This is a genomic window from Pseudoalteromonas piratica, assembly GCF_000788395.1.
Classification (GTDB): Bacteria; Pseudomonadota; Gammaproteobacteria; order Enterobacterales; family Alteromonadaceae; genus Pseudoalteromonas; species Pseudoalteromonas piratica.
This window is the reverse complement of record NZ_CP009889.1, coordinates 102,482-129,110: the sequence shown is the minus strand read 5'-3', so window position 1 is coordinate 129,110 and position 26,629 is coordinate 102,482. Positions and strand designations below refer to the sequence as shown.

General features: G+C 39.8%; 21 protein-coding genes. 7 read left to right on the top strand and 14 right to left on the bottom strand.

The annotated features are described in order from the left end of the window. Positions 1-81: 81 nt before the first annotated feature. Positions 82-324: a hypothetical protein gene (locus tag OM33_RS15355; RefSeq protein WP_040134805.1), complete on the bottom strand. Its 243-nt coding sequence runs from the start codon at positions 322-324 to the stop codon at positions 82-84. A gap of 160 nt (positions 325-484) precedes the next feature. Between OM33_RS15355 and OM33_RS15350 the strand changes: the two genes are divergently transcribed. Further along, positions 485-1,354: a hypothetical protein gene (locus OM33_RS15350; protein ID WP_199922596.1), complete on the top strand. Its 870-nt coding sequence runs from the start codon at positions 485-487 to the stop codon at positions 1,352-1,354. Positions 1,355-1,652: 298 nt separating this feature from the next. Further along, positions 1,653-2,375 (top strand): YebC/PmpR family DNA-binding transcriptional regulator, encoded by a 723-nt coding sequence (locus OM33_RS15345; RefSeq protein WP_040134802.1) that lies wholly within the window; start codon positions 1,653-1,655, stop codon positions 2,373-2,375. A 78-nt stretch (positions 2,376-2,453) separates the two neighbouring features. On the opposite strand, the gene OM33_RS15340 is transcribed toward OM33_RS15345, so the two are convergent. Beyond that, a complete protein-coding gene (locus tag OM33_RS15340; RefSeq protein ID WP_040134800.1) occupies positions 2,454-4,622 on the bottom strand; it encodes a malate synthase G in 2,169 nt (722 codons plus the stop codon). 253 nt (positions 4,623-4,875) lie between these two features. Here OM33_RS15340 and OM33_RS15335 point away from each other — a divergent pair, with 253 nt between their 5' ends. Beyond that, on the top strand, positions 4,876-6,483 hold the full coding sequence (locus OM33_RS15335; protein ID WP_040136825.1) for an isocitrate lyase: 1,608 nt from the start codon (positions 4,876-4,878) through the stop codon (positions 6,481-6,483). A 793-nt stretch (positions 6,484-7,276) separates the two neighbouring features. Here OM33_RS15335 and OM33_RS15330 read toward each other — a convergent pair. The 5 genes from OM33_RS15330 to OM33_RS15310 all read right to left on the bottom strand — a co-directional run bounded on the left by OM33_RS15330 (position 7,277) and on the right by OM33_RS15310 (position 12,444). After that, the gene (locus tag OM33_RS15330) at positions 7,277-7,921 is read right to left on the bottom strand and encodes a hypothetical protein (RefSeq protein WP_199922595.1); all 645 of its coding nucleotides are present in this window, start codon (positions 7,919-7,921) and stop codon (positions 7,277-7,279) included. Positions 7,922-8,123: 202 nt separating this feature from the next. Then, a complete protein-coding gene (locus OM33_RS15325; RefSeq protein ID WP_040134796.1) occupies positions 8,124-9,797 on the bottom strand; it encodes a substrate-binding domain-containing protein in 1,674 nt (557 codons plus the stop codon). 160 nt (positions 9,798-9,957) lie between these two features. Next, entirely contained in the window at positions 9,958-10,293 is a 336-nt protein-coding gene (locus OM33_RS15320) for a DUF3718 domain-containing protein (RefSeq protein WP_052141085.1), read from the bottom strand. 221 nt (positions 10,294-10,514) lie between these two features. Next, positions 10,515-11,216, bottom strand: coding sequence for a purine-nucleoside phosphorylase (gene deoD, locus OM33_RS15315; RefSeq protein ID WP_040134795.1), 702 nt, complete (start codon positions 11,214-11,216; stop codon positions 10,515-10,517). A gap of 16 nt (positions 11,217-11,232) precedes the next feature. Then, on the bottom strand, positions 11,233-12,444 hold the full coding sequence (locus OM33_RS15310) for a phosphopentomutase (protein ID WP_040134793.1): 1,212 nt from the start codon (positions 12,442-12,444) through the stop codon (positions 11,233-11,235). A gap of 272 nt (positions 12,445-12,716) precedes the next feature. On the opposite strand from OM33_RS15310, the gene udk reads away from it, so the two are divergent. Together udk and OM33_RS15300 are read left to right on the top strand one after the other, a co-directional pair. Beyond that, positions 12,717-13,343 carry a uridine kinase gene (gene udk / locus OM33_RS15305; RefSeq protein WP_040134791.1) on the top strand — a complete coding sequence of 209 codons (627 nt, stop codon included), beginning with the start codon at positions 12,717-12,719 and terminating at the stop codon, positions 13,341-13,343. 21 nt (positions 13,344-13,364) lie between these two features. Next, on the top strand, positions 13,365-14,594 hold the full coding sequence (locus tag OM33_RS15300) for a NupC/NupG family nucleoside CNT transporter (protein WP_040134790.1): 1,230 nt from the start codon (positions 13,365-13,367) through the stop codon (positions 14,592-14,594). 360 nt (positions 14,595-14,954) lie between these two features. Here the strand turns inward: OM33_RS15300 and OM33_RS15295 are convergent, their stop codons facing one another. Both OM33_RS15295 and OM33_RS15290 read right to left on the bottom strand, forming a co-directional pair. Then, a complete protein-coding gene (locus OM33_RS15295; RefSeq protein WP_040134788.1) occupies positions 14,955-15,677 on the bottom strand; it encodes a substrate-binding periplasmic protein in 723 nt (240 codons plus the stop codon). A gap of 65 nt (positions 15,678-15,742) precedes the next feature. Then, positions 15,743-17,224, bottom strand: a complete 1,482-nt coding sequence (locus OM33_RS15290) for an FG-GAP repeat domain-containing protein (RefSeq protein ID WP_052141084.1) — start codon at positions 17,222-17,224, stop codon at positions 15,743-15,745. A 155-nt stretch (positions 17,225-17,379) separates the two neighbouring features. On the opposite strand from OM33_RS15290, the gene OM33_RS15285 reads away from it, so the two are divergent. Both OM33_RS15285 and OM33_RS15280 read left to right on the top strand, forming a co-directional pair. Next, positions 17,380-19,542, top strand: coding sequence for an exonuclease domain-containing protein (locus OM33_RS15285; protein WP_040134786.1), 2,163 nt, complete (start codon positions 17,380-17,382; stop codon positions 19,540-19,542). 142 nt (positions 19,543-19,684) lie between these two features. Next, positions 19,685-20,722, top strand: coding sequence for an OmpA family protein (locus tag OM33_RS15280; protein ID WP_052141083.1), 1,038 nt, complete (start codon positions 19,685-19,687; stop codon positions 20,720-20,722). Positions 20,723-20,783: 61 nt separating this feature from the next. On the opposite strand, the gene OM33_RS15275 is transcribed toward OM33_RS15280, so the two are convergent. The 5 genes from OM33_RS15275 to hutH all read right to left on the bottom strand — a co-directional run bounded on the left by OM33_RS15275 (position 20,784) and on the right by hutH (position 26,476). Then, the gene (locus OM33_RS15275; RefSeq protein ID WP_040136817.1) at positions 20,784-21,002 is read right to left on the bottom strand and encodes a TIGR02450 family Trp-rich protein; all 219 of its coding nucleotides are present in this window, start codon (positions 21,000-21,002) and stop codon (positions 20,784-20,786) included. Between the two features lie 48 nt (positions 21,003-21,050). Beyond that, on the bottom strand, positions 21,051-21,962 hold the full coding sequence (locus OM33_RS15270; RefSeq protein WP_040134785.1) for a histone deacetylase family protein: 912 nt from the start codon (positions 21,960-21,962) through the stop codon (positions 21,051-21,053). 213 nt (positions 21,963-22,175) lie between these two features. Then, positions 22,176-22,823: a peroxiredoxin-like family protein gene (locus OM33_RS15265; protein ID WP_040134783.1), complete on the bottom strand. Its 648-nt coding sequence runs from the start codon at positions 22,821-22,823 to the stop codon at positions 22,176-22,178. A gap of 132 nt (positions 22,824-22,955) precedes the next feature. Beyond that, positions 22,956-24,965, bottom strand: coding sequence for a urocanate hydratase (locus tag OM33_RS15260; RefSeq protein WP_040134781.1), 2,010 nt, complete (start codon positions 24,963-24,965; stop codon positions 22,956-22,958). A gap of 11 nt (positions 24,966-24,976) precedes the next feature. Further along, positions 24,977-26,476 (bottom strand): histidine ammonia-lyase, encoded by a 1,500-nt coding sequence (gene hutH / locus OM33_RS15255; RefSeq protein WP_040134779.1) that lies wholly within the window; start codon positions 26,474-26,476, stop codon positions 24,977-24,979. Between the last annotated feature and the right edge of the window lie 153 nt (positions 26,477-26,629).

The following is a 26,629-nucleotide window of genomic DNA, read 5'->3' as shown; positions in this document are numbered from 1 at the left end:
GAGAATAAAGAAAGGCAGCGTCAATTGCTGCCTTATCTACTATTTAACCATTTGTTTAAATTTATATTTTATTGAGAAGTATTACGCTAGTAATAAGTAAAAATACAGCCAATACGCCAAAAACACGGTTACCAATGAGAAAATCAATTTGTAATTGCGCGTATGGTTATATTTGCGCTGGGCATTTGCTAACGCTGTTTTTTCATCACATGATTGTGTTTTTTCTACAAAACGGTAGCCCAATTTTTGATAAGTTAAGAAAAGCTTTCTATCAGCAGGGATCGCTGCAATTTCGCGGTTTTTAGCAAGAATAAAATACTCCATAAAACACCTCATACTTTCACTCTCACTTGTAAATTAGACTCTTTCAACTTAATGGCAGCTTAATTGAATTACAAAATTTCACACTTTATTAGCATTTTCTACTAAGTTAGTCAGAGATTTGTTGTTATTATCACCATCGCAGTACTAATATGAGTTCGCTATGTGTCATTTTCGTTTCTTTGCTAATCGCTTTATTTTACCAAGCACTTTGCTTGGTATGTCTATGACCTTGCATGGATTTGAAATTAAGCTAGGCCAAAACTATTCTGATTTACCACTAGACCAATCAGGTACTTTGACGAGCGTAGCTCCTGGCGGCACATCAATTTCACTAGCGCACGACATCAACGACAGTTTTCGCTTAAGCCTCGATTATATTGATTGGGATAAAACCCATATTTCAGGCAAATTAAATGACCTCACAATAGACTCAACCTCTTATGCAGCAACACTGAGCTATTTCGTTGATAACTTCGCGTTATCAGCAAATTATACTTATTGGCAAAGTGATTACAGTGAAATCTTGATAGATCTGCCAATTGTAAAACAATCAACCTATGCACCAAGCTATGGTGTTTCTTTGGGATACGGTATTTTTTGGCAAGACTGGGTAATCGAACCTGCTATTTCGCTGCAATATAATGAGTGGCGTTATCGCGACAAACTTGTAAATAATGATCTTGGTTTTTCACTATCAGATTCTTTAGAAGATGAAAGTGTGGTCATCAGTGGTTTGCTATCGGCTTCAAAAGTTGTTCAGATGACTGAGGAAGAATATTTATTGATTGGCGGGATCATGCGTTGGAATGCATTGTTTCACGGCGATGGACCTGAAAAGCCCGAAGGCGTGCTCAGTTTTGCAGGCCGCCAATCACATACGGTTAATAGCGATGACGACTTTGCTGAGTTAAGCTTTTTTATCACTTACGATATCACCGCTCAGTGGATGATAGAGTTAGATACGAGTGTGGCATTTCTGCCGCAAGATAATTATTCAAGTTTCAGCTGGCGAGTTGGCTATCGTTTTTAATAACCTCCATTTCTTATTTAACTAAAAATCAAATCCATTATTACTATTCTGCTCAAGCTAAACGCTGAACTTATTAATTTGCACCAAAAAATGTCGCTTTAAACATTCACCAGATGAATAGTTAAAATAGAAAGCATATATCACTTTTATTTTTGTTAAATTTTATGAGCCAATTACCACTTTTATTAGTGCGCAAAGGGCTAGATACGAAAGCAAATGCCTTAACACTAGCCGTTTTTGCAATGACTTGTTAAAATCATGCAACTAAATTTCCTGCGAGAATAGAGAGTGAATTAAGATGGGAAGAGCGTTTGAAGTTCGCAAGAACGCGATGGCAAAAACAGCAGCCGCAAAAACAAAAGTAAACTCTAAATACGGTAAAGAAATCTATGTAGCAGCTAAAAATGGCGGCGCAGAACTAGATACTAACTTAACGTTAAAGCGCCTTATCGAAAAAGCAAAGAAAGACCAAGTACCTGCACACGTAATCGACAAAGCGATTGAAAAAGCAAAAGGCGGTGCGGGCGAAGATTACCAACCAGCACGCTACGAAGGCTTTGGTCCAGGTAACTGCATGGTTATTATCGATTGTTTAACGGATAACCCAAACCGTACGATTAAAGATGTACGTTTAGCATTTACTAAAACTAACTCAAAAATTGGTGGTCCAGGTACTGCTGCACACAGTTTTGATCACCAAGCAGTATTTGCATTTGCAGGCGATAACGACGAAGAAGTGCTTGAAGCACTAATGATGGCAGACGTTGACGTGACCGATGTAGAGGTTGAAGATGGTGTTGTGTCAGTGTTTGCACCTCATACTGAATTTTTCAACGTGAAAACAGCATTAGCAGACGCATTCCCTGACGTAAAACTGGATGTAGAAGAAATTACCTTTGTACCACAAACAAACGTGGATATTGAAGGTGATGACATTCCACTGTTCCAGAAGTTTATGGATATGCTGAACGATAGCGATGATGTGCAAAACATCTATCACAACGCAATTGTGAAAGACTAATTCATCGTAAAATGAATTAATAAAAAAGGCCTGATTATTCAGGCCTTTTTTGTAACTGAGCTTGATAAATCAGCACATTTAGTGTGCCGCTTTAAACTCTAAACGGCGACGGTGAAGCACTGGCTCTGTATAACCATTTGGCTGTTTTGTTCCTGTCAGCACCAACTCTAAAGCAGCTTGAAAAGCAACACTTTGAGCGTAGTTATCAGCCATATTACGGTAATTTTCATCACCTTCATTTTGCTTATCAACTACTTTAGCCATCGCTTGCAAGGTATCGACGATCTGTTTTTCATTACAAATGCCATGACATAACCAGTTAGTCATATGCTGAGAAGATATTCTTAGTGTTGCACGGTCTTCCATTAGACCAATATTATTAATATCAGGTACTTTAGAGCAGCCTACGCCCTGCTCAACCCAACGTACCATATAACCTAAAATACCCTGAGCGTTGTTATTTAACTCATTTTGAATGTCATCTTGGGTCATCGATTTTGGTTCTGGATGCAGCGGTGGACATAAAATATCATCTACATTGGCAGCAACACGTTGTTTAATTTCTTGTTGTAGACTAAACACATCTTGTTGATGATAGTGAAGCGCATGTAACGTCGCAGCTGTGGGTGAGGGAACCCATGCTGTATTCGCGCCACTTTGAACATGTGCTGTTTTTTGCGCAAGCATTTTGGCCATTTCATCCGGCATTGGCCACATACCTTTACCTATCTGCGCTTTACCGCTCAAGCCACAAGCAAGTCCTACATCAACATTATTGTTTTCGTATGCCCCTATCCATTTTTGCGCTTTAATTTGCTCTTTAGGTAACATTGGTCCAGCCAGCATACTGGTGTGGATTTCATCCCCAGTTCTATCTAAGAAACCTGTATTGATAAAGATAACGCGCTCTTTTGCCTCAAAAATACACGCGGCAAGGTTAACAGAGGTTCGGCGCTCTTCATCCATGATGCCCATTTTTAGAGTGTTTTCTGGCAGGTTGAGTAGATTTTCCACTTTGCTAAATAAAGTATTCGCATAGGCTACTTCTTCAGGGCCGTGCATTTTAGGTTTCACAATATTAATGCTATCAGCACGGCTATTACCGGCCTTGCCATTGCCTCTTAGGTCATGCAATGCAATTAATGATGTGATAACAGCATCCATGATCCCTTCGAAAATTTCGTCGCCATTTTTATCTATAATGGCTGGGTTAGTCATTAAGTGGCCAACATTGCGCACTAACATTAAGCTGCGGCCTTTTAAACTTTGTTCTTTACCACTCAAATCAACATAGCTTTTGTCCGGATTAAGCGCTCGAGTCAGTACCTTGCCACCTTTTTCAAACTCTACTGATAAATCCCCTTTATTGAGGCCTAGCCAGTTACTGTAAACACCTAATTTATCTTCTGCATCTACTGCAGCGACTGAGTCTTCGCAATCCATTATGGTAGTAAGTGCTGACTCAAGTACAACATCTTTAATATGCGCACTATCTTGCTTACCTATTTGATGGTTTTCATCAAATTGAATAATAATATGTAAGCCATTATTTTGAAGAATTAATTCTTTTGGCTGCTGCTTGGTACCGTTATAGCCCACTAACTGCTCGGGAGATTGCAAACCACTTTGACTTACATTATTTAAGGTAACAATGAGCTTACCATCAACGATTGCATAGTCGCTGGCGTCTTTGTGTGACCCATAACTTAAAGGCAATGCCTGATCTAAAAATTCACGGCCAAAATCAATTACTGCATTACCGCGCACAGGATTATATGCATTACCTACTTCTCGGCCATTTTCATAAGAAATAGCATCAGTACCATACAAAGCATCATACAACGACCCCCAACGCGCATTGGCCGCATTAAGTGCAAAGCGAGCGTTGCTCACAGGCACTACCAGTTGTGGTCCAGCCATGTTTGCGATTTCTGGTTCCACCTTTTGCGTGCTAATAGTCACATCATTTGGTGCTTCTTTGAGATAGCCAATTTGCTGAAGGAATTGTTTGTAATGCTCGAAATCAAAGTTCGAATGAGCTTGATGATATTGGTCAATTTGTACTTGCAGGTCATCACGTTTCACCAGAAGAGCACGGTTTATTGGTGTCATTTCTGACACAATTTTTGCAAAACCTTGCCAAAAGTGCTCTACATCGACACCCGTGCCTGGAATAACCTGATGGTTAATAAAAGCATATAAGCTCGGGTCTACTGCTAACCCTGCGTGGTGAATTCGTGTTGTCATAAGTTTTCTCACCTTGAAGTGGCACACAATTGTATGCGTTTAAATAATTTGGTTACTTGATTCTATCTAACTTACACAAGAAAGCTTGTTTTTGGCATTCATTAGATAAATATTGGTGATAAAAACTATAAATTTCATAAATTATTACGATTCAGCCTAACTTAGATGTAAAGGCGCTACCCGTTCAATGTTGTTGCTCTGCGAGGTAATAACACCAGCGCCATCCAATAAACAAGATGAAGGAATTACAACGATGGCTACACAATTAACTTACCAACAAGAAATCGATCGCATTGCAACGTTAAAAGAAGTAGGCGAAAAGAAATGGCAAAACATTAACCCTGAGTCGGCTGCACGTATGCGTTTACAAAACCGCTTTCAAAATGGTTTAGAGATTGCTCGCTACACAGCAGATATTATGCGAAAGGATATGGAAGCGTACGATCAAGATCCATCACAGTACACTCAATCTTTAGGTTGTTGGCATGGTTTTATCGGTCAGCAAAAAATGATTTCAATTAAAAAACACTTCCAAAATAACACTGACCGTCGTTATTTATATCTTTCAGGTTGGATGGTTGCAGCGCTTCGCTCTGAATTTGGTCCACTGCCTGACCAATCAATGCACGAAAAAACATCTGTTGCAGCATTAATTGAAGAACTTTATACCTTCCTTCGTCAAGCTGACGCACGTGAACTAGGTGGTTATTTCCGTGAATTAGATGCAGCACGTAAAGCTGGCGACAGCGCGGCTGAACAGACAGCATTAGAAAAAATTAACGATCATAAAACTCACGTTGTACCAATCATTGCTGATATTGACGCAGGCTTTGGTAACGAAGAAGCAACTTACTTACTTGCTAAGAAAATGATTGAAGCGGGCGCATGCTGTATTCAGATTGAAAACCAAGTATCAGATGAAAAACAATGTGGCCACCAAGATGGTAAAGTAACAGTACCTCATGAAGATTTTCTTGCGAAAATTAATGCTGTGCGATATGCATTCCTTGAGCTAGGTGTTGATAATGGAGTGATTGTTGCGCGTACCGACTCATTAGGCGCAGGCCTAACTAAACAAATCGCGGTAAGCAATGAACCAGGTGATTTAGGTGATCAGTACAACGCATTCCTAGATGTTGAAGAAATTGAATCTACAGATATTAAAAACGGTGACGTTATTCTTAACCGTAACGGCAAACTGGTTCGTCCTAAGCGTTTACCAAGCAACCTATTCCAATTCCGTCAAGGTACTGGTGAAGAGCGTTGTGTGCTTGACTGTATTACGTCATTACAAAATGGTGCAGACCTACTTTGGATCGAAACAGAAAAACCTCACGTTGGTCAAATTGGCGCGATGGTAAATGAAATTCGTAAAGTTATCCCTAACGCAAAACTAGTTTACAACAATTCACCGTCATTCAACTGGACACTTAACTTCCGTCAGCAAGTATTTGATGCAATGGTTGAAGAAGGAAAAGATGTTTCACAGTATAACCGTGACCAACTAATGAGCGTTGAATATGACAATACTGAACTAGCAGTATTGGCAGATGAGAAAATCCGTACTTTCCAAGCTGATGCTGCACGTGAAGCGGGTATTTTCCACCACTTAATTACATTACCAACTTATCATACAGCGGCACTTTCAACCGATAACCTTGCGAAAGAATACTTCGGTGAACAAGGCATGCTTGGCTATGTTAAAAATGTTCAACGTCAGGAAATTCGCCAAGGTATTGCGTGTGTTAAACACCAAAACATGGCAGGTTCAGATATGGGCGATGATCACAAAGAGTACTTCTCTGGTGACGCTGCGCTAAAAGCAGCAGGTGAAGACAACACTATGAACCAATTCTCTTAATTATCCCCAAGGTAAATCGTTCACTCTCGCTAGGCAAAGCGCCTAGCTTTTTTACGAATTATTATGTATCCCTAACTGTGATCCAAAGGCCGAATGGCCTTTTTTCATTGCTCTATGATAGAAGCACTTACTCTTATCAGATCATATTTTTACTAAGTAACATATGGTTAGCAATAATCACAGATCGCTATTTTACTAGCTAATTTAAAATCTCTCTAATTGTAAAATAGACGTTAACAAGTGTTCAAAATTGACACGTCTTCCCCCTAAATACAGTATTTTTTGCGCGAATATCATACTTACACGATGTTTAAAGATCATATTTTTACTAACTATGAAAATGATAGATCACATTTTTACTAACTATTCGTTTTATAAAGATCATAATTTTACTAACTAAAGTTAAAATTAAGGGTATTTATCAACCAACAGATCAGCTTTTTACTAACATTAGTCAGCTAAACGCTGTTTTTTGACATTTGAGATCACATTTTTACCAACTAGTTAGTAATTTTTAATGCAATGCCACGCTATAGATCATATTTTTACTAACTAATTGGCTAAATTCTGTCACTTACAGTCTATTACTTAGTAAAATGATGATCTCTGAACTGCATTTTCATCTTTTTGAATCTATTGTGTACTTGTACCGACCTTGAAATAGGCGCAAAGACGTGTCAGTTAGTAAAAATTTGTTTTGTAAACGTTTGATACAGGGGCACTCGGGGTGAAGTTTAAGGAAGAGTTATGAGCAGCATTCTTGAGTTAATAAAATGCCGCTCTGATCGGACGGTTAACCTAACTGAGCAATCTTACTTTTGATATCGATAAGCTCAGCTGTTTGGGTCTGTGACGTTGCTTTATTTAGATTTGATTTCACGCGCGCAATTTTCAGCTCATCAGCACACTGCTTAGGCGTATCTGACAATTTGGCTAAGCGCTCTTTTACAGCATTAAGCTTGTTCTGCTCTTTTTCAGCATTTAACGCGGCTATTTTATCTTTAACCGCTTGCGCTTTATCTTGTTCGCCAATTAAAACATCAAACACACCTTCTTGCTGCATTTTTTCAATGATTGACGCAGGTGGTAAGTGAAGCATTGGTATCAAGTTATATAAAAATGCGCGAAGTGCTACTTGTTCGCTCAACGAAAACTCACTAAACGTTTTTAATAATTTGTTTTTATCAAGAAACAATTCTGTGAGGTGTGTTGTCAGTACAGTGCTATTAATTGTGGTTAAATCGACTTTTTTAGAAACACTCGGTTTGTCAGGTAGCTCAATTCCAAGCGCCTGCATTTCTTCAAGTAATTCCGCAGAAGGCAATGACAACGCATCAATTGCTTGGTCGATATTATTTTTAACTTTTAATGCTTCCATCGGTGCGAAAGCAAGAAATACTTGCGACAACGTCGCCTTATCCATCAATAAATTGTGCACTTAAAAACCCTCCCTCATCGTTGAAGCACAGAGTTTATCTGAGAAAAATGACAGACTTATGACTAATAGAAAGGATTTTTTAATCATAAAGAATGGGGTAAATAGTAAATAAAAAGCGATTTAATTATAAAACAGCGATAGTTAGCCAAATTGATTTGAATAACTATCGCATCATGTTACTTAAAAGGATTCTCTAAGGGGGTTATAGCACCCATACCTCTACGCGACGATTACGCTCTCGCCCGACTTCGTTATCATTATTAGCCAACGGCATATCTTCGCCAAAACCTTCTACGGCATAGACATTAATACCTCGAGCATTGAGTTCTTGCTCAACACTTTTCGCGCGGCTTAATGACAATAGTGTATTTTTATCACGTGCTCCAATACTGTCAGAAAAGCCCATCAGTACTAACTTTTTACTTGGGTTTTGCTCAACAAACGATACTAAACGCTGTAAATCTCGCTTACCTTTGTTATCAAGATCGCGTGTGGCGTAGTTAAAACGGAAGTTTAATGATAAACGCTTCGCAAGTTTGGCATATTGGTTATATTTATCAGGCGCTAACTCACTCGATGCAACATCTTCTACTCGGATCGACTGGGAGATAAGTCCAAGTGATTGCACAATCTCTTGGCCGCGATCTGAAATCGCAAAATTTGCAAAGTCTTTTATTTGCGTCGCGCTATTAGTTGGCGTATATAAATATAGTCTTCGCGCAAGTGGATAATCTTCTGTTGCTATTGTGAAGCGCGTTGGGTAAATCGCTTTTGTTTCGTTACTATCAGCAATAGCTAATGCCTTACTATAACGGATATAGTTTAAGCCAATAAAACCAATTGCAAAATCATCTTGTGATACACGCTCAGACAATTCAGAACTTGATTCAAATCGCTCAGCGCTCGCTGTTAACTTTCGTCCATACTTTTTCAATACCAATGATTTAAAGGTATCAAAAGTACCTGAGTTATTATCTCGGGCAAGCACTTTAATTGGTGCTTGCTCACCGCCAATTTCAGCCCAATTACTGATTTCTCCCGAGAAAATTCGTGATAGTGTTTCAGTTGTGATTGCTTTTAATGGATTATTTTGATTCACAATAATAGCCAACCCATCTAGCGCAATGATATGTTCATTGCCAAGCTTTGAAAGATCGCCCGATTGCCCTTTTAACGCTTCAATTTCACTGGTTTTTATTTTGCGTGATGACATGCCGATCTGTGCCATATTTGCATTCAGCGCTTTAAATGCCGTAGACGATCCATGCGCAGCTAAACCAATTGCTAATTTCTCACCATCCATGTCAAATTGCATTGTGCGTTCAGTTGCAATGCCGCCTTGTTGCCAGTCAATATCACTCGCGCCTTGTTCTTCAAAATAAGCTTTAAGCAGCGCGGGAGCTAATTTTTCACCAATGGTGTTAGATCCGTGAATTGCGAATAACGGTTTAAAAATTTGTTCAGGCTCAGCCTCTATTGCTTTTGGTTTTGTCATTTCTGGTGATTTTTGCGAAACAACTTTAGCTGGTACTGCAACTACTTTATTTGGCTGTTCGCTTTTTCCAGAAAGGCCAAACCATGCGCCGATAACACTCAGGGTAATTACCGCAACTGATGCAGCGATTAATAATCCTTTATTACGCTTGCTATCAAGCACCTCATCGCGACTAGAAGCAGAAGGTTGAGTTTGGTTTGCTTGATTAAATGAGCCAATCAAACGATTTAGCTCAGCATTTTCTAAACTGTTAAGTTCAGTAAACACCAAAGTGCGATATTCTTCTTCTGAGAGTAACTTTTCTTTTACTAGATCAATATCAAATTCTCGTTTGGCAGTTGAGATGATTTGATCGATCAGCAGTGTTTTTTCGTGTTCCATTGCCATACCTCATTTTTTTTTCGGGTATGTTATGAACTTTAGATGGCATTTATATTACAGTAACTGGGAAATGTGATGACAATATTTTATGTAAAGGGGGTTGACAAAACAGCCTACAAATAAGTGCAGACTGTTTACTAAGTGCTTAAAAATATTGGTTTTAGTCTAACCAAACCCATATTTTATCCGCATTATTAAGCGCAACATCCTGAATCGATACCGATCCTGTTCTTAACATTTTGGCGGTTTTATCAGCATTATGAGTCATTGCAAAATCGTAGACACTTTCACCATTACACATAAGTTTTTCATTAATCACATGTACTCGAAGGTGATTTTCTTTTAGGTTTGCCTTTAGCTTATAAACTTTATTACTTTTTACATCTTTACAAGTTTGAACTAAGACTGACTCAATTGTTGATTTATTAAAGGCTGTAGCCATTGTTGGTACAGCTAGCAGTGATACGCTCACTGCTGTTAATGCTAATGCTTTCATACGCCGTTCCTCACTCTCGTTGAATGCTCCTTAAAAGTAGCAAACATCAGTGAATTCGCCTGTTTCAGAGGTAAGCACAGTGTTAATTTGGGGATCTATCTGTAATAAAATGTGTAACTTTTCTTGTTTCAATCATTTAAACGTATCGCAGATACAAAAAAAGCCAGTATTAAATACCGGCTTTGACTTCACAACTGTTTAGGAGGTTTTTAATAAAACCGTTAAATTGACTCTAACGCAATTTTAACCATTTCATTAAAACTGTTTTGTCTTTCTTCGCTAGGCGTTGCTTCGCCTGTGATTACATGATCACTTACTGTGAATAAAGCCATTGCATTCGCGCCGTATTCAGCAGCAACACCGTAAAGGCCTGCAGTTTCCATATCTACTGCTAATACGCCAAGTTTATCAAGCTGTTGATAAAGATCGGTTGATGCTTGATAAAAAGTATCTGTTGTAAACACATTACCTACTTTTGCAGAAATGCCTAGGCGCTTTGCAGCTTCAACACCATTTACAAGTAAGTCAAAATCGGCAATTGCCGCAAAATCATAACCTTGAACGCGAGCACGGTTCACGTTTGAATCAGTAGAGGCGCCTTGTGCAAAAATAACATCACGGATTTTAATATCGCTACCAATACCACCACAGGTACCAATACGAATTAAGTTTTTAACACCGTAACTCACGATTAATTCGCGAGCATAAATACTCATCGATGGAATACCCATTCCCGAAGCCATAATGCTCACAGGCTTACCATTATAAGTACCTGTGTAACCTAAGATATTTCGAACCGATGTTACTTCACGCGCATCATCTAAAAACGTTTCAGCAATATGCTTAGCACGAAGCGGATCGCCTGGCATCAATACCGTTTCGGCAAAATCATTTAACTGTGCATTAATGTGTGGTGTGCTCATAATCTTTCCTATTAAGTTAGCTGCCAAGCTGAGATTTAAAACTGTTTCCGTATTCCAATGGCTCAAGTGAAAACCATTGGGCTAATGTTTGTCCGATATCGGCAAAGGTGCCGCGTTCGCCTAAATTAACTGCATTCATACCTGGCGTATACGCAATGACTGGGACATATTCACGCGTATGATCTGTGCCTTGCCATGTCGGATCACAGCCATGGTCAGCAGTGATCATCAATACGTCATCTTTACCTAACAATGCTAAGAATTCTGGTAAATAATCATCCAGTTGCTTCAAGGCTTTTGCATAACCAATAGCATCGCGACGATGGCCAAATTTTTCATCAAAATCAACTAAGTTAACAAACGTTAAACTGTGATCATTTGCACTGCCAAAAACCTCAGCTGTTTTTGCCATTAAGTTTTCAAGGCCTGGTGCTTTGTGTTTTTCAGTGATGCCTTGGTGGGCATAAATATCGGAAATTTTACCAATACTAATTACCGCGCCATTATCTGCGGCTAGTTTATCGAGTAGTGTTGGTGCTGGTGGTAATACTGAATAATCACGACGGTTACCCGTTCTGGCAAAATTATCAGCAGCATCCCCTAAAAATGGGCGTGCAATAACACGACCAATGTTGTATTCGTCTAGTAATTCGCGGGCAATTTCACAAATTTCATATAAACGTTCAAGACCAAAGGATTCTTCATGACAAGCTATCTGAAAAACACTATCAGTTGATGTGTAACAAATTGGTTTACCGGTTAGCATGTGCTCTTCACCAAGCGATTCTAAAATAACTGTGCCTGATGAATGACAATTGCCTAAAATACCTGGCAAGTTTGCGCGTTTGATAAATTCTTCAATAAATGCTTCTGGAAAGCTGTTTTGTTTATCGTGAAAATAGCCCCAGTCAAACAGTACTGGAACACCTGCCATTTCCCAATGACCTGAGGGTGTATCTTTGCCTGAGGAGATTTCTTTAGCATAGCCATATGCTGCAATTGGTGCATTTCGTTCAGCAACTTGGCAACTAGTATTACTCGCCTCTTCGCAGGCGTCTATTAATCCCAGCTTTGATAAATTTGGTAACGCAAGTTTTTGGCCTGTCTCACCATGGTATGCTGCAAGCAAATGAGCTAAGGTATTCGCTCCTTTATCACCAAAGCTTTCAGCGTCTGGTGCTGCACCGATACCTAAACTGTCTGCCATTAAAATTAGCGCTCTTGCCATTATTACCTCAGATTGATGTTACCGAAGGGTGTTTGCTTTTAGTTTAGCTACTGGCAAATATTTCGCCTAGCCAAATTCTGTTAGCGACTTAAATACTCTAGGCTTTGCGCCATGGGTAACACAGGACTTTTGTCCTGTTTTTAACCAGTTAAAGGGGCTAAATTTGGCATCGTATTCAGGAAAGAACCACTGGGCGCCACTAACTAAAGATAATTGTGCGCTTTTTTGCTAAGGTAAGTCACTGTTGTAATGATTTTTAAGGTAACGTTTTTGTGACACGCACAATTATCGCAATTGCAGGTGCATCTGCTTCTGGAAAGTCGTTGTTTAGTCAAACGATTTATAATGAACTTGTAAATGAGCTAGCACCCGGTGCTATCGCCATTATTGAAGAAGATGCTTATTACCGTGATCAATCGCACTTGCCGTTCGAACATAGAACGCAAACGAACTATGATCACCCTGATGCATTTGAGCATGAGTTGCTATTAACGCATTTAAACCAGCTCAAAGCTGGCGAACCGGTTGATATTCCTGTTTATGATTACGCTAAACACACTCGTAGTGATCAAACTAGGCGAGTTCAACCAGCTAAAATTTTAATTGTTGAGGGTATTTTACTTCTTTCAGACCCTCAATTATGTGAAGAATTTAACATTAAGGTGTTTATCGATACGCCATTAGATATATGTTTAATGCGTCGAATGCAGCGTGATCTTGAAGAGCGTGGTAGAAGCCTACAATCTGTGATTGAGCAATACCAAGCTACGGTAAGACCAATGTTTTACCAATTTATTGACCCATCGAAGCACAACGCTGATGTTGTTGTAACTCGAGGGGGGCGCAATCGAGTTGCCATTGATATATTAAAAAGCAAAATAAAACAATTACTTCAATAAAAGGTAACTTGGGAACGATTTATGACCTCTTTAATGAGTTTAGTGGGCATTGCGAGCTTACTCGCCATTGCATTTATTTGCTCTACTAATCGAAAAAAAATTAATTTACGCACTGTTGGTGGTGCATTTGCACTGCAGGTATTGATCGGCGCGTTCGTTTTATACGTACCTGCTGGGCGCGAAGTGCTTAACAGCATTTCAGTTGGTGTTGCAAACGTAATTAGTTATGCGAATGATGGTATTCGCTTCTTATTTGGCGGCTTAGCGGGTGACGAAATCGAAGGCATCGGTTTTGTTTTTGCAATTAAAGTGCTGCCTGTAATTGTCTTTTTCTCTGCGTTAGTGGCGGTACTATACCACCTACGTATTATGGATTGGATAATTAAGATTCTAGGTGGTGGCCTACAAAAATTATTAGGTACATCTAAACCAGAGTCGCTTTCAGCTACTGCCAATATTTTCGTTGGCCAAACAGAAGCGCCACTGGTAGTAAAACCGTTTATTGCAACTATGACTCGCTCTGAACTATTTGCCGTAATGGTTGGTGGTTTAGCAACTGTAGCGGGTTCTATATTAGCGGGTTATGTAAGTTTAGGTGTTGAATTAAAATACCTTATCGCAGCAAGCTTTATGGCTGCACCAGGTGGTTTCCTAATGGCAAAAATGATGGTGCCAGAAACAGAAACGCCTAAACAAGATTTGAATGAGTTAGATAGCTCAGATGAAAAGCCGGTAAACGTGATTGATGCTGCCGCTGGTGGTGCCTTAAACGGCATGCAATTAGCGATGAACGTAGGTGCGATGCTACTTGCATTCGTTGCATTAATCGCTCTTTCAAATGGTTTAGTTGGCTGGATTGGTGGCTGGTTTGATAACCCAGATTTAACTATCCAACAAATTTTAGGCTATGCCTTTGCTCCGATCGCATGGTTGCTTGGTATTCCGTGGAGCGAAGCACAACTTGCTGGTAGTTTTATCGGGCAAAAGCTGGTTGTTAACGAGTTTGTTGCTTATTTAGATTTTATGAATTACCAAGCGCAGCTGAGCGAACATACTAAAGCAGTAGTTACGTTTGCGTTGTGTGGATTTGCTAATTTAAGCTCTATCGCTATTTTGCTTGGTGGCATTGGCGGTATGGCACCAAGTCGTCGTAAAGATATTGCGCAACTTGGCTTACGCGCTGTGTTAGCCGGTTCGATGGCTAACTTGATGAGCGCAGCAATTGCAGGCTTTTTCCTGTCTATTGCATAACGGTTACTCGGCTAGAAGTAACGTTGACTTAACGAAGTAGTTTTTCGCTTTTATTGCAGGCACGATAAAATCGAATACGTTGATAAATGTGCTAAATCAACAGCTACAGCATGTGGGATGTAGGTTAAGTTAATACCCATGGGTATAGTTACTTGTATAGCCGCTTTATTTAGTAAGAGTGCTAAGCACTGTTACTTACCAAATCCAAGTACTTGACTAACACTCCGGTACTGGAGCCCTGAAAAGGGTTGCCTATTTGTCTTAAGGGGTTAAGACTGGCAAAAAATTTGAACGATACTAGAGAAAACCAAAGGGCCCTTTATGGGCCCTTTTTATTTGTCTTATCTTTCTAAACAAGCATTATTCCTGCTTAATATACTTTGCTAAAATTCGCTCAAATTCACCATTCATTTTTAACGTTTCAGCCGCGCTTAACAAACGTTTTCGTTTCTCTTCTTTCAATTTGGGTGAAAAAGAACAGTAGATTTGATTTTTATTGATTTCCAGCACGTTAAAACGTTTTAGCTGAACCAGATAGTTTGCCTCAGTAAGCGATGTTACAAAGCCATCTAATTCACCTCGTATAAACCGTGCGAAGCTGCCCTTAGATGTTGTACTGTTAAAACGTTTAATATTCCCAGAGGCAAAATAAGGGGCTATTTCAGGGTATTTGTAACCAAGTACCGTGCCCAACTTAAACCCTTTACTATCAAAAAACTCATTAAGACTGGCAAAATTGTGATTACTTATCACCACATCTGAGTCGCGGTAAAGCGCTTCGCTCCAGACTAAATCAGGATGCTGATACCAGGAAGGATTAGTGTGACACTGGGCGTCGATTTTGCCTTCAACTAAAAACCCTTCAATACGTTTACGCGGCAATGAGATCAACTTAGCAACGAAACCCGCTTCCTCTGCAATAGCCATGCTCATGTCAAATACAATGCCTGACTGCGAAGTAAAGTTATCGTCGTGGATTACGTAGGGCGAATAATGCTGTTGATTAAAGCCAAACTTAATCGCCCCCGCATTGGAAGAGCACGATATTACGAGTAAACTAGCTGCAAAAATACGTTTAAGCACAAACACTTCCTTGATGAAATAATAAATAAGTGTAGTCCAGAATAGGCTACTAATACGCTAATTATTTAGCTTTGTGCAAATAATATTTTAATGGTGTTACGCATCTTTTCTTCATCAAGTCTGCCATAACTCATTACTAAGTCGTCTTTACCATCTTGGTTTAAATCTGCACTTACAACACGTCTGCCCATCATTGGTAGAGTAGTTTTAAACTTTGTCGCCCGGCGTTCAAAGTCGCGATAGTTTTTAGCTAAGTAAACATTCACTGCTTTTTGTTCATCCGACAAGACCCAATCTTTCTTACCATCACCGTTTACATCAGCAAATAACACTACAGGCGATCCACTTCGCCCCTTGGAAATGCTGAAACTAAGCTCAACTTCTCGCGTTATTTTATTTTTAGGGCTAAAACGCCCCTGCTCGTTTTGATAAAACAAATGCACATCTTGTGATATAGAGCCTGATAAAAGCGCACCAATAATTTGTGACACACCAATATCAAACCCTGACACTAGCACTTCTAATTGTTTGTCACCATTGATATCGACAAAAGTAAGATCGGTGAGTGTGCCTTCGTCTTGAATAAGCGAGGTTGTGTCTTGTTGAAAAACAATTTTTCCTGACTCGATTGCCCCTAAATAAATTTCATAATCATTTTGTCTATCGAGTGCCCCTGAACTTTTCGTAAAACGCACCACCAAATCAAAAATTCCATCATGATTAACATCTTCGATGCGCTCTAGTTTACGATAAACCAAATTACTTTGGTCGAGTGATTCCCCGTCAGCATCTTTGGTATGCCACCAATCATCAACCATTATGTCATCTTTTAACTTAATCGCTTGGGCATTAGCTGAATTAATGCTCGGTAGTAACTTTAACTCTCCATTCTGAAAGCCAATTAGTTCAGACACTTGATCTTCATTGGTATCGAAAAAAGCAAATCGTGGGGGATCAATTTCCGCACTGTGCCCCTCAATGACCAGTCTTGCTGGAAGATCTAAATTGACTTTGTTGTAACCCGAGTCATCAGATAAATAAAGAAAACTCGCATTGAGATCTGTGGTTAAAAAGTCAGCTTTTTGGTCCACATTAACGTTATGCACAAAGTTCATTTTAGATAAATGCTGAGCATTATCTTTCTTAAGGTATGTTTGAATATCGATAATTCTTTCGATAGATTGGTCTTTTTCAAGCTGTAATTGATAAATGGCTTCAGCAGAGAATAAATAGACTTGCTGTTGCGCGTTTTGCCACTGTGTCACGTCAAATCCCAACATACTATTTGGCACGCTCACCCGCTTAATACGGTTGTATAAAGCAGATTCAGATGCACCATAAATATCAATATATTGCTGACCATCAAGTGTGCCTATCAACATCAATTCTTTACCCGGATTGGGCAATAAATCAATTGGATAAACTGGCTGTGATAACGTTAATTCGGTTTCAATGGCAACCTCATTAAACAAGCTGTTTTTGCTTTTGGCTAAACTTGCCGTACTTGCCAAGCCAAGAGTAACGATTAATGCTGTTATTATTTTCATGTTACTTCCTTGAATGTGAATAAACATAAGCTAACAAATCCCTAGTGGATCAGTAAAAGCTAATTGGTTAGAAAATGTTAATACGTGCAAAAGAATTGATTAGTCGACTTTTGCAGCGCAAAATATTGCAACCAAGTTGTTGAGACCCCAATCCAATGAAAGAGTTGCCAGAAAAGTACTATTTATCCCACTTTGTTGAGTTTGTGACGTTTATCAAAACAACTTCAGCCCATCTATTGGCAACCGCTGAGTTAGACTTTATCAGCCACTTTGAAACATTGAATGAAGATGCACAATGCATGTTAGTGCGCATTGTTAATCGCAAGTCACCATTCATTCGCAAAGACACATTGACCTATAATGAAATAAACGATTCGGCCACTGCAATTAACATACTTCGAAAAGCAGGATTTGTTGCGCGTATAAGTAAGCACACATTGTCTGACTTTTTTTCACAGCTAAACAAACAAGATCTCATCGATTTATGCGCCAGTTTAGCGTTAGATAAACCGGTAAAGAGTGCTACTAAGAGTAAATGGTTAAACTTTGTGTTAAACAACCAAAATAGCGGACTGAGCTATGAAAATGTGAAAAAACACCCCGTCCTAACCAGTCATATTTATTTCGCAAAACAAAGTACTTTTAGCTATTTATTATTTTTATACTTTGGCCATTTATCTGGTCGTTTAAATCAGTTTTCTCTGCGTGATTTGGGCGTTATGCAAACACAAGGCGTGCAGCAACAACAGGCAAATTTTAGTGATATCGATGAAGCAAAAAGTGCATTTCTACATGCCACTCTGTTTAACGATATAAAGCAAGCAGATAAAACCGACATACCGTCTTTAACTACACTAGCCCTTAAATTACTTGAAACTGAATTACCCATTGGCTATTTAGCTTCGCAAAAATACCACCATGGTTTATATAAACTAGCAATTGCTCTTATTGCAGATAACACTGAGCTTGGCGAACGTTTGTTAAGTGAGTCTCAGCATCCTGCCGCCAAAGAAAAATATATTCGCTTACTTTATAAATCAGGTCGCATTGCGCTTTGTGAAACGCTGCTTCTTGACATATTAGATGACCCTGAGAGTGAAACCTTATTACTCTTTGCTGAAGATTTTTATGCACTAAAATTCAATCAAAAACGTACCAGCTTGTTAACCGATGTGTTACGTGACTCACCCACGCCAATAGCACTCGATGAAGCCTACCTCGGACACGTTGAAAATGGTGTAAAAGACCGCTATATAAAACAAAAAAAACAGTGTTACTTTACCGAGAATAAACTCTGGCGAGCACTTTTCGCCCTCACCTTCTGGCATGAGCTTTACCAACATCCCGAGTCAAAGCGTGCAAATGAATTTTCTTATTTTCCAAAAGTACTCAAAGAAAATAGCTTCTTTCATTCACTGGAAAGTGAAATTAAGCAAAAGTTGGCTCAGTTGAATAATAAAGAGCGCTTTATAAACTACATTGCAACGACCATTCTTGAGCATAGCGGCGAACCAAATGGGTTATTTTACTGGCACCCTGAGCTTAGTGAAGTACTGACACATTTCCTACATCATGCGCCAATAAATGCAGTGCATAACCATCTGCTCAATATGGCGCAACTCTTTAAAGAATTGAGCGATGGTTACCCAGATTTAATGATTATTAATAATGGTGAACTCTATTTTGAAGAAATTAAAGCTCCAGGAGACAGTCTAAGGCGCAATCAATTAATCAGTATTAAGCATCTTATTAATGCTGGTTTTAAAGTGAAAATTCAGCGCACTGAGTGGCGTTTTAACACCGAACAAAGCTATGTGGTTGTCGATATTGAAACAACGGGTGGCAAAAAAGAGCACCATCGTATTACTGAAATTGGCATGGTTAGAATAGAACAAGGCGTTATTACAGATACCTGGCAAACACTCGTTAACCCTGAGCGTCATATTCCCAAAATGATCACTGAACTCACGGGTATTAGCAATGAAATGGTAAAAGACGCACCGCTTTTTGAACATATTGCCGAAAAGTTAAATACATTTAGTCAGAATGCAATTTTTGTTGCCCACAATGTTAACTTTGATTATGGCTTTATTCGCCAAGAATTTGCGCGATTAAATCAGAAATATACGCGTGCAAAAATTTGTACTGTGCAACAGGCACGTAAGTATTTGCCAGGACACCAATCTTACTCGCTAGGCAAGCTGTGCGCAGACCTTAATATCGAGCTAAAAAATCATCACCGTGCACTGGATGATGCGACTGCCGCTGCAAAAATATTATTACATATCAATGATGTAAGGATAAAGCTAGGAGAGTAATCGCAAACTGGTTTTTGAAAAAGGTAGTTCATAATTTCGTTTTGAATCAAATAGAAAAAATTTCATATGTATTAGAGTGTTGCAATGTCTTCATTGACTGTTAAAATGCGCGCTTTCCACACTTTAGTATTAGGAATAAAGCATGATTTTCAAAGGGAAAGTAGCAAAATTAATCCCCGCTATTGCACTTGCAAGTGCTGCGACAACTGTGAACGCTCAACAATCAGAGAAGGATTTAGGTTTTTATATCTCTGGGTTTGCTGATTATTATTTTGCTCATTGGCACCCTGAAGAAACCACTCAACAAAGAATGGGTGAGTCTCTAGGGTTTGGTGTTGATTTTGGTTACCGCATTAACGAAAGCTTTGCAGCACGCCTTGAACTAGCTAAGCTCAACCTTGCAATTGAATCAACAGATAACGAAAAATCTGGTCACCGTGTTGGTGTTGATGCACTTTATCACTTAGGCAAATCAGGTTTTTACCTTGTTGGTGGTGTTAAACAAATCGATGTGTATGACTCGTTTACTGCAGCGAATGTTGGTTTTGGTGGTTACCTTGAAGTGGCCGATAACTGGACTGTAAATACTGAAGCGCTTTTACTTAAGTCACTTGAAAGTAATGATTACACTGACTCTGCACTTAAGCTTGGTGTTTCTTATACTTTTGCTGACACTAAGCCAACGCAACAATTAGCTGCCGCTCCTGCACCATTAGATGCAGATCAAGATGGTGTGGCTGACGGTCAAGATGACTGTTTAAATACACCAAGCAATGAAGTTGTTGATAGCAAAGGTTGTACGGTAATTGAAGAACGTCAAGTGGTAGAGCGTTTAGAAGTGCTTTTCGAACATGATCAATTTGATGTCGCGCCACACTATTTCGCTGATATTGAAGCATTTGCCAAATACCTTAAAAATGACGATGTAACAGCTAAAATCAGCGGTCACACATCAAGCCTTGGCAATGAAACTTATAACCAAACACTTTCTGTTAAACGTGCAGAAGCTGTAAAGGCAATTTTAGTCGACAGCCATGGTGTGAATGCTGCAAATATTCTGGTTGCTGGTAAAGGCGAGTCTGAACTAGTAAATCAAGACAACACAGAAGAAGCGCATAAAGTAAACCGTCGCGCAGTAGTTGTAGTTAAGTTAGTTGAGCAAGTTAAAAAAACAAAATAACTAGCCTTCATTTTCCAAAAAGCCTGTAATTCAGTTACAGGCTTTTTTTCTCTAAGGAATGTTATTGCCACCCCATTTTCCACACTTTGGGATCTTTCAAACTACGCCAGTTTATGCTTTGTTCTCGCTTGGTCATAAGGGCTTCAATGATACATTCAATCACACTGCCCTCTTCGTCAAATTCCACACTTGTGACCATAAAGTGCTTTTCTTTCTTTTGCGGTGAAACAGCTGTCCATTTACTGTTCAGTAACTTATTAGGTGAAAGAGTATGTTGCATAAAAATCATAAAACCTTGTTAATAATATCCACCTAATTACACAGTGGTTTAAAAGCGGGCTGCTTGCTCAACTACAAGAGCATGGCGCTCTGCTAATCGCTGATGATCTTTATCGTAACCACCACCGATTACGGTGGCTACAGGCACGCCTTTTTGTTGACATATTTCAAGCACGGCATAATCACGATCTGCGAGCCCTTGCCAACTAATATTGAGTTTGCCTAGCGTATCTTGCTGCCAAATATCAACACCTGCGTCATAAAGCACTAGCGATGGATTAAGTTGTTCAATTAGGTCATTTAAAGTAGTTGATACGATTTTTAGATAATCTCGATCAGTTAACCCTACTTCTAAGCCAATATCTAAATCACTGTGTTGCTTACGAAAAGGAAAGTTCTTTTCACAATGAATTGAGCATGTAAAGACATAAGGGTTATGTTCAAGCATCGCTGCTGTACCATCGCCTTGATGCACGTCGCAATCAAAGATCAGTACATTTCTGGCTTTACCATCATTTATAAGCCGAGTAGCCGTGTAAGCCAAATCATTGACCATGCAATAACCTGAGCCAAAGTCATAATGGGCGTGATGCGTCCCCCCCGCTAAATGACACGCAATACCATGTTCAAGCGCAAGTTCTGCAGTCAAATGTGTGCCCAACGGTGCGGTAAAAGTACGCGCCATTAATTGTTCAGACCATGGTAAACCGATGCGTCGCATTGCTTTACCATCAAGCTGGTTGTGAAAAAGGTCATGAACATAATTCTCACAATGCACCAACTCCATTGGCCTGAAATCTCCCACCGGCGGCTGATGTAAATTGTCTGTATTAATATAGCCATTAGCATCTAAATGTTGATAAAGGCGTGCAAATTTGCTCATTACAAAACGATGTTTGTCGTCAAAACTAAATGAATAATTGGGATGATAAACAAGTGGAAGTTTTGGATTAATCATTATGCATTTCGTCTATTTCTATGCCCTCATTGTAACTTAAACAACAGTTTACGTCTTTGCCTATACGCTATTATTCATACCTGTTCACCAGAATAAATAGCCAACAATATGCGCAAATTAAACGCGTTAATTGATTAATAAATCTCAATAATCAACGACAAAACTCTCAGAAAAAGAACACAGGTAAAAATCGATTTTTATATTAACTAATTTGCTTTAGATAAAGCGATTGTAAACGGCGAGTACGTCATCGGGCTCAGCACGTGTTGAGTAGTCTTCTTCAATAAAACGAAACTGAATAATTCCCTGTTGATCAATAACAAAAGTAGCCGGAACTGGCAGGTTAAAAGTTTGCGTACAATGTCGTTCAGTTAAATTGATGTCCCATTTTAACAATTGCGCTTTCATAGCATCATCCGTTTTCCAAACCAACCCTAACTGCTCTGCAAAACAAAGCCCGGAATCAAATAGTAGTGGAAAATTTTGGCTGTTATCAGACAACATGGATTTTGCGAACTCGGGCTTTTCTGGTGTTATTGCAATTATATTTAAGCTGCTTTTACTTTTTTCAAAATACTGCTGCCACATTTGTGTTTCTAACACACAATAAGGGCACCACCCGCCGCGCACAAACGTCACGATTAAGGGTTTTTCTTTGATTAATACCCGGCTATCAAACAAACGACCATTTAAATCGGCTAGTTCAAATGGTGGAAATTTTTGGCCTACTTTCAGCACCGACTTTAATGCTGAGTGCTCTTGAAATAATGAAATGCTTCGATTTATGGTTTCTAATATTTCGACTGGCGTTCTTGTATTAAAATCACTTTTATATGACGCGAGTTTTTTTGATAATGAAGACATATGGATTGTTTATAAAACTACGATTATTGTTTTGTATAGATAACAACCCCGTAAAAAGCAATTGGTAGTACATACAAAAAAGCGAGGCATGTGCCTCGCTTTTAATTTCTACTTTACTTAAATAAACATTCGTTAAAACGCGAGTTTATTTAAAATATCGTCTTCGACATTTTGTGAAAGCGTTACTTTAAGTTTAGGAGTTCGCTCCATTTCGCGTTTGATTGCAAAATTAGCTTCTTCGTTACGCGCCCAGCTGCGACGGGCAATACCGTTGTTTACATCAAACAGTAGCATAGACTTAAGGCGACGCTCAGCATCGTCACTACCGTCAAGTAGCATACCGAAACCACCATTCATTACTTCACCCCAACCTACACCACCACCATTGTGGATAGACACCCAAGTTGCGCCGCGGAAGCCATCACCAATTACGTTGTGAATAGCCATATCTGCAGTAAAACGGCTGCCGTCATAAATGTTTGACGTTTCACGGAATGGTGAATCGGTACCAGATACATCGTGGTGATCACGACCAAGTACCACTGGACCAATTTCACCGCGCGCAATGGCATCGTTAAAGGCATTTGCAATCTTAATACGACCTTCCGAGTCAGCATAAAGAATACGTGCTTGTGAACCAACCACTAGCTTGTTCTCTTTCGCATCTTTGATCCAAGTGATGTTGTCTTGCATCTGCTGTTGAATTTCTTCCGGCGAGTTCGCCATAATTTCTTCAAGCACTTTTGCCGCAATTGCATCGGTTTTGTCTAAATCTTCTGGGTTACCCGAAGTACACACCCAGCGGAACGGACCAAAACCATAGTCAAAACACATCGGGCCAAGAATATCTTGCACGTATGACGGGTATTTGAAATCAATACCGTTTTCAGCCATAACATCACCGCCCGCACGCGATGATTCAAGTAAGAACGCATTACCGTAGTCGAAGAAGTAAGTGCCTTTTGCTGTGTGCTTGTTTACCGCATCAGCATGGCGTTTAAGCGTTGCTTGTACTTTTTCTTTAAATACTTCTGGCTCTTCACGAATTAAACGGTTTGATTCTTCATAGCTGATATCAACCGGGTAGTAACCGCCTGACCAAGGGTTATGAAGTGACGTTTGGTCTGAACCTAAGTGAATGAAAATATCTTCAGCTAAGAAGCTTTCCCATACATCAACAACATTACCAATAAACGCAATCGACACTACTTCTTCGTTTTCTTGCGCTTTACGCACACGGGCAATAAGGTCTGGCATATTATCAACCAGTTCATCAACCCAACCTTGCTGATGACGCTTAATTGCCGCTTTCGGGTTCACCTCAGCACATACTGTAATACAGTTAGCAATGTTACCTGCTTTTGGCTGTGCACCACTCATACCGCCAAGACCTGCTGTTAAGAAGATCTTGCCTTTTGGTGATTCGCCTTTGTTAAGTACTTTACGGAATGCGTTCATAACCGTAATGGTTGTACCGTGAACAATACCTTGTGGACCAATGTACATAAATGAGCCTGCTGTCATTTGGCCGTATTGCGTTACACCTAGCGCATTGAATTTTTCCCAGTCATCCGGCTTTGAATAATTCGGGATCATCATACCGTTGGTTACCACTACACGTGGTGCATCTTTCGATGATGGGAATAAACCCATAGGATGACCTGAGTACATATGCAGCGTTTGGTCTTCTTCCATTTCGCTTAAGTACTTCATCGCAAGTAAGTACTGCGCCCAGTTTTGGAATACCGCACCATTACCACCGTAAGTAATTAGCTCTTCTGGGTGCTGTGCCACTGCTGGATCAAGGTTATTGTCGATCATTAACATGATCGCCGCAGCTTGTTCGCATTTTGCAGGATAATCAGAGATTGAACGTGCTTTTAGCTCATAGTTTGGCTTAAAGCGGTACATATAAATACGGCCAAAGTCTTTAAGCTCTTGTGCAAATTCTTCAGCAAGCTCCGCATGCCACTCTTTCGGGAAATAACGTAGCGCATTGCGCACCGCTAGCTGTTTTTCTTCTACCGATAAAATATCTTTACGCTTTGGTGCGCGGTTAGCGCCTGCAGGATATGCTTTAGGTGCAGGCAGCTCGCTTGGGATACCCTGTTTTATGCTGTGTTGAAATTCTTGTACGTTCATGTCAGTTATCCTTAATTAAGCGTAACAGTAAATGCCTGAGATTTTACAAACTCAACCATGGCATCAATATCAGGCTTTAATAGTCTGTCTTCTTCTAATTTCGCAACCTTAGTACGAATGAGCGCATGATTTTGTTCAATAATATCTGAACAAGTATTTGGGCGTCTGAAATCAACGGCTTGCGCTGCGTACATTAGCTCAATTGCGAAGATTTTCTCAAGATTACCAAGAATTTGGTTAAGTTTACGGCCCGAAATACTGCCCATAGACACGTGATCTTCCTGACCCATTGACGTTGGCACACTGTCCGCTGACGGAGGGAAGCACAGTGATTTGTTTTCGGTTACAAGTGCCGCTGTGGTGTATTGTGGGATCATCATGCCTGAGTTTAGGCCGCCTGAGGTAGTCAGTAGACGTGGTAAGCCGTGTAAACCTTCAAGCAATAAATAACAACGACGGTCTGAAATGTTACCCAGTTCAGCAGCTGCAATTGATGCATAATCAAGTGCCATTGCCAGCGGTTGACCGTGGAAACTACCGCCCGAAATCGCTTCTTCTTCACTGATCACAATTGGGTTATCAGTGACCGAGTTCATTTCAATTTCAACAAGTTCTTTTAAGTGGTTGTAAGCGTTGCGTGACGCACCATGCACCTGCGGAATACAGCGCAGCGAATATGGGTCTTGTACACGGTCGCAGTCTGTGTGATCTGCCATATTTTGCGAATCTTTAAATAGACGACGCATGCGCGTTGCGACTTCAACATTGCCAGCAAAGGCACGAATTGCATGTAACTCTTCTCTAAATGGTGATTGGCTACCTTGCATACCTTCAATGCTCATTGCACCTGCAACATCGGCAAGATCAAGCAGGTAACGCATCTTAGTTAGACCAGTAATACCATGAGATAAAATAAACTGAGTACCGTTAATTAGCGCTAAACCTTCTTTAGCATGAAGATCCATTGGCTCTAACCCATTGTCAGCAAGGGCTTTCGCCGCTGGTACTATGTCATCACCTACCCAAAACTCACCTTCACCTAAAAGTGGTAAGAATAAATGCGATAATGGTGCTAAATCGCCTGATGCACCGACCGAGCCTTGCTCTGGTACGACTGGAATTAAATCAAGCTCAATAAACTTCAGCATACGCTCAACAGTTTCGAGGCGAATACCCGAGAAACCTTGGCTTAAAGCATGTACTTTAGTGATCAGCATTAATTTAGAAATTGATTTAGCAATTGGATTACCAACACCAACAGCGTGGGTGATCAGCAGGTTTTTTTGTAATAGGTTTGTTTCTTCTGGCGTGATTTGCGTATCACACAGTGGACCAAAGCCTGTGTTAATGCCATAAACCGCTTTGTCTGATGCGGCCATTTTGTCAACGCGTTGACGGCTGGTATTAATTTTATCAATCGCTTCTTGGCTAAGCTCTGCTTTAACACTGCCATCGGCAATGCCATTTACAATATCAATATTCAGGCGATCTACGCCGTATTTAAACGTCATTGTTGTCTCCTAACGTTTTAGGGTCTGTTGATCTTTGCTGTTCTATTTTTGTTCTCTTTGAGCGTGCTTTTATCGCGGCGCTCGATGTGTGGCCTAGTAATCTAAGCGAATATCGAGCAACAATGAGAAAAGTGCGCTCAAAAGAACCGTTCG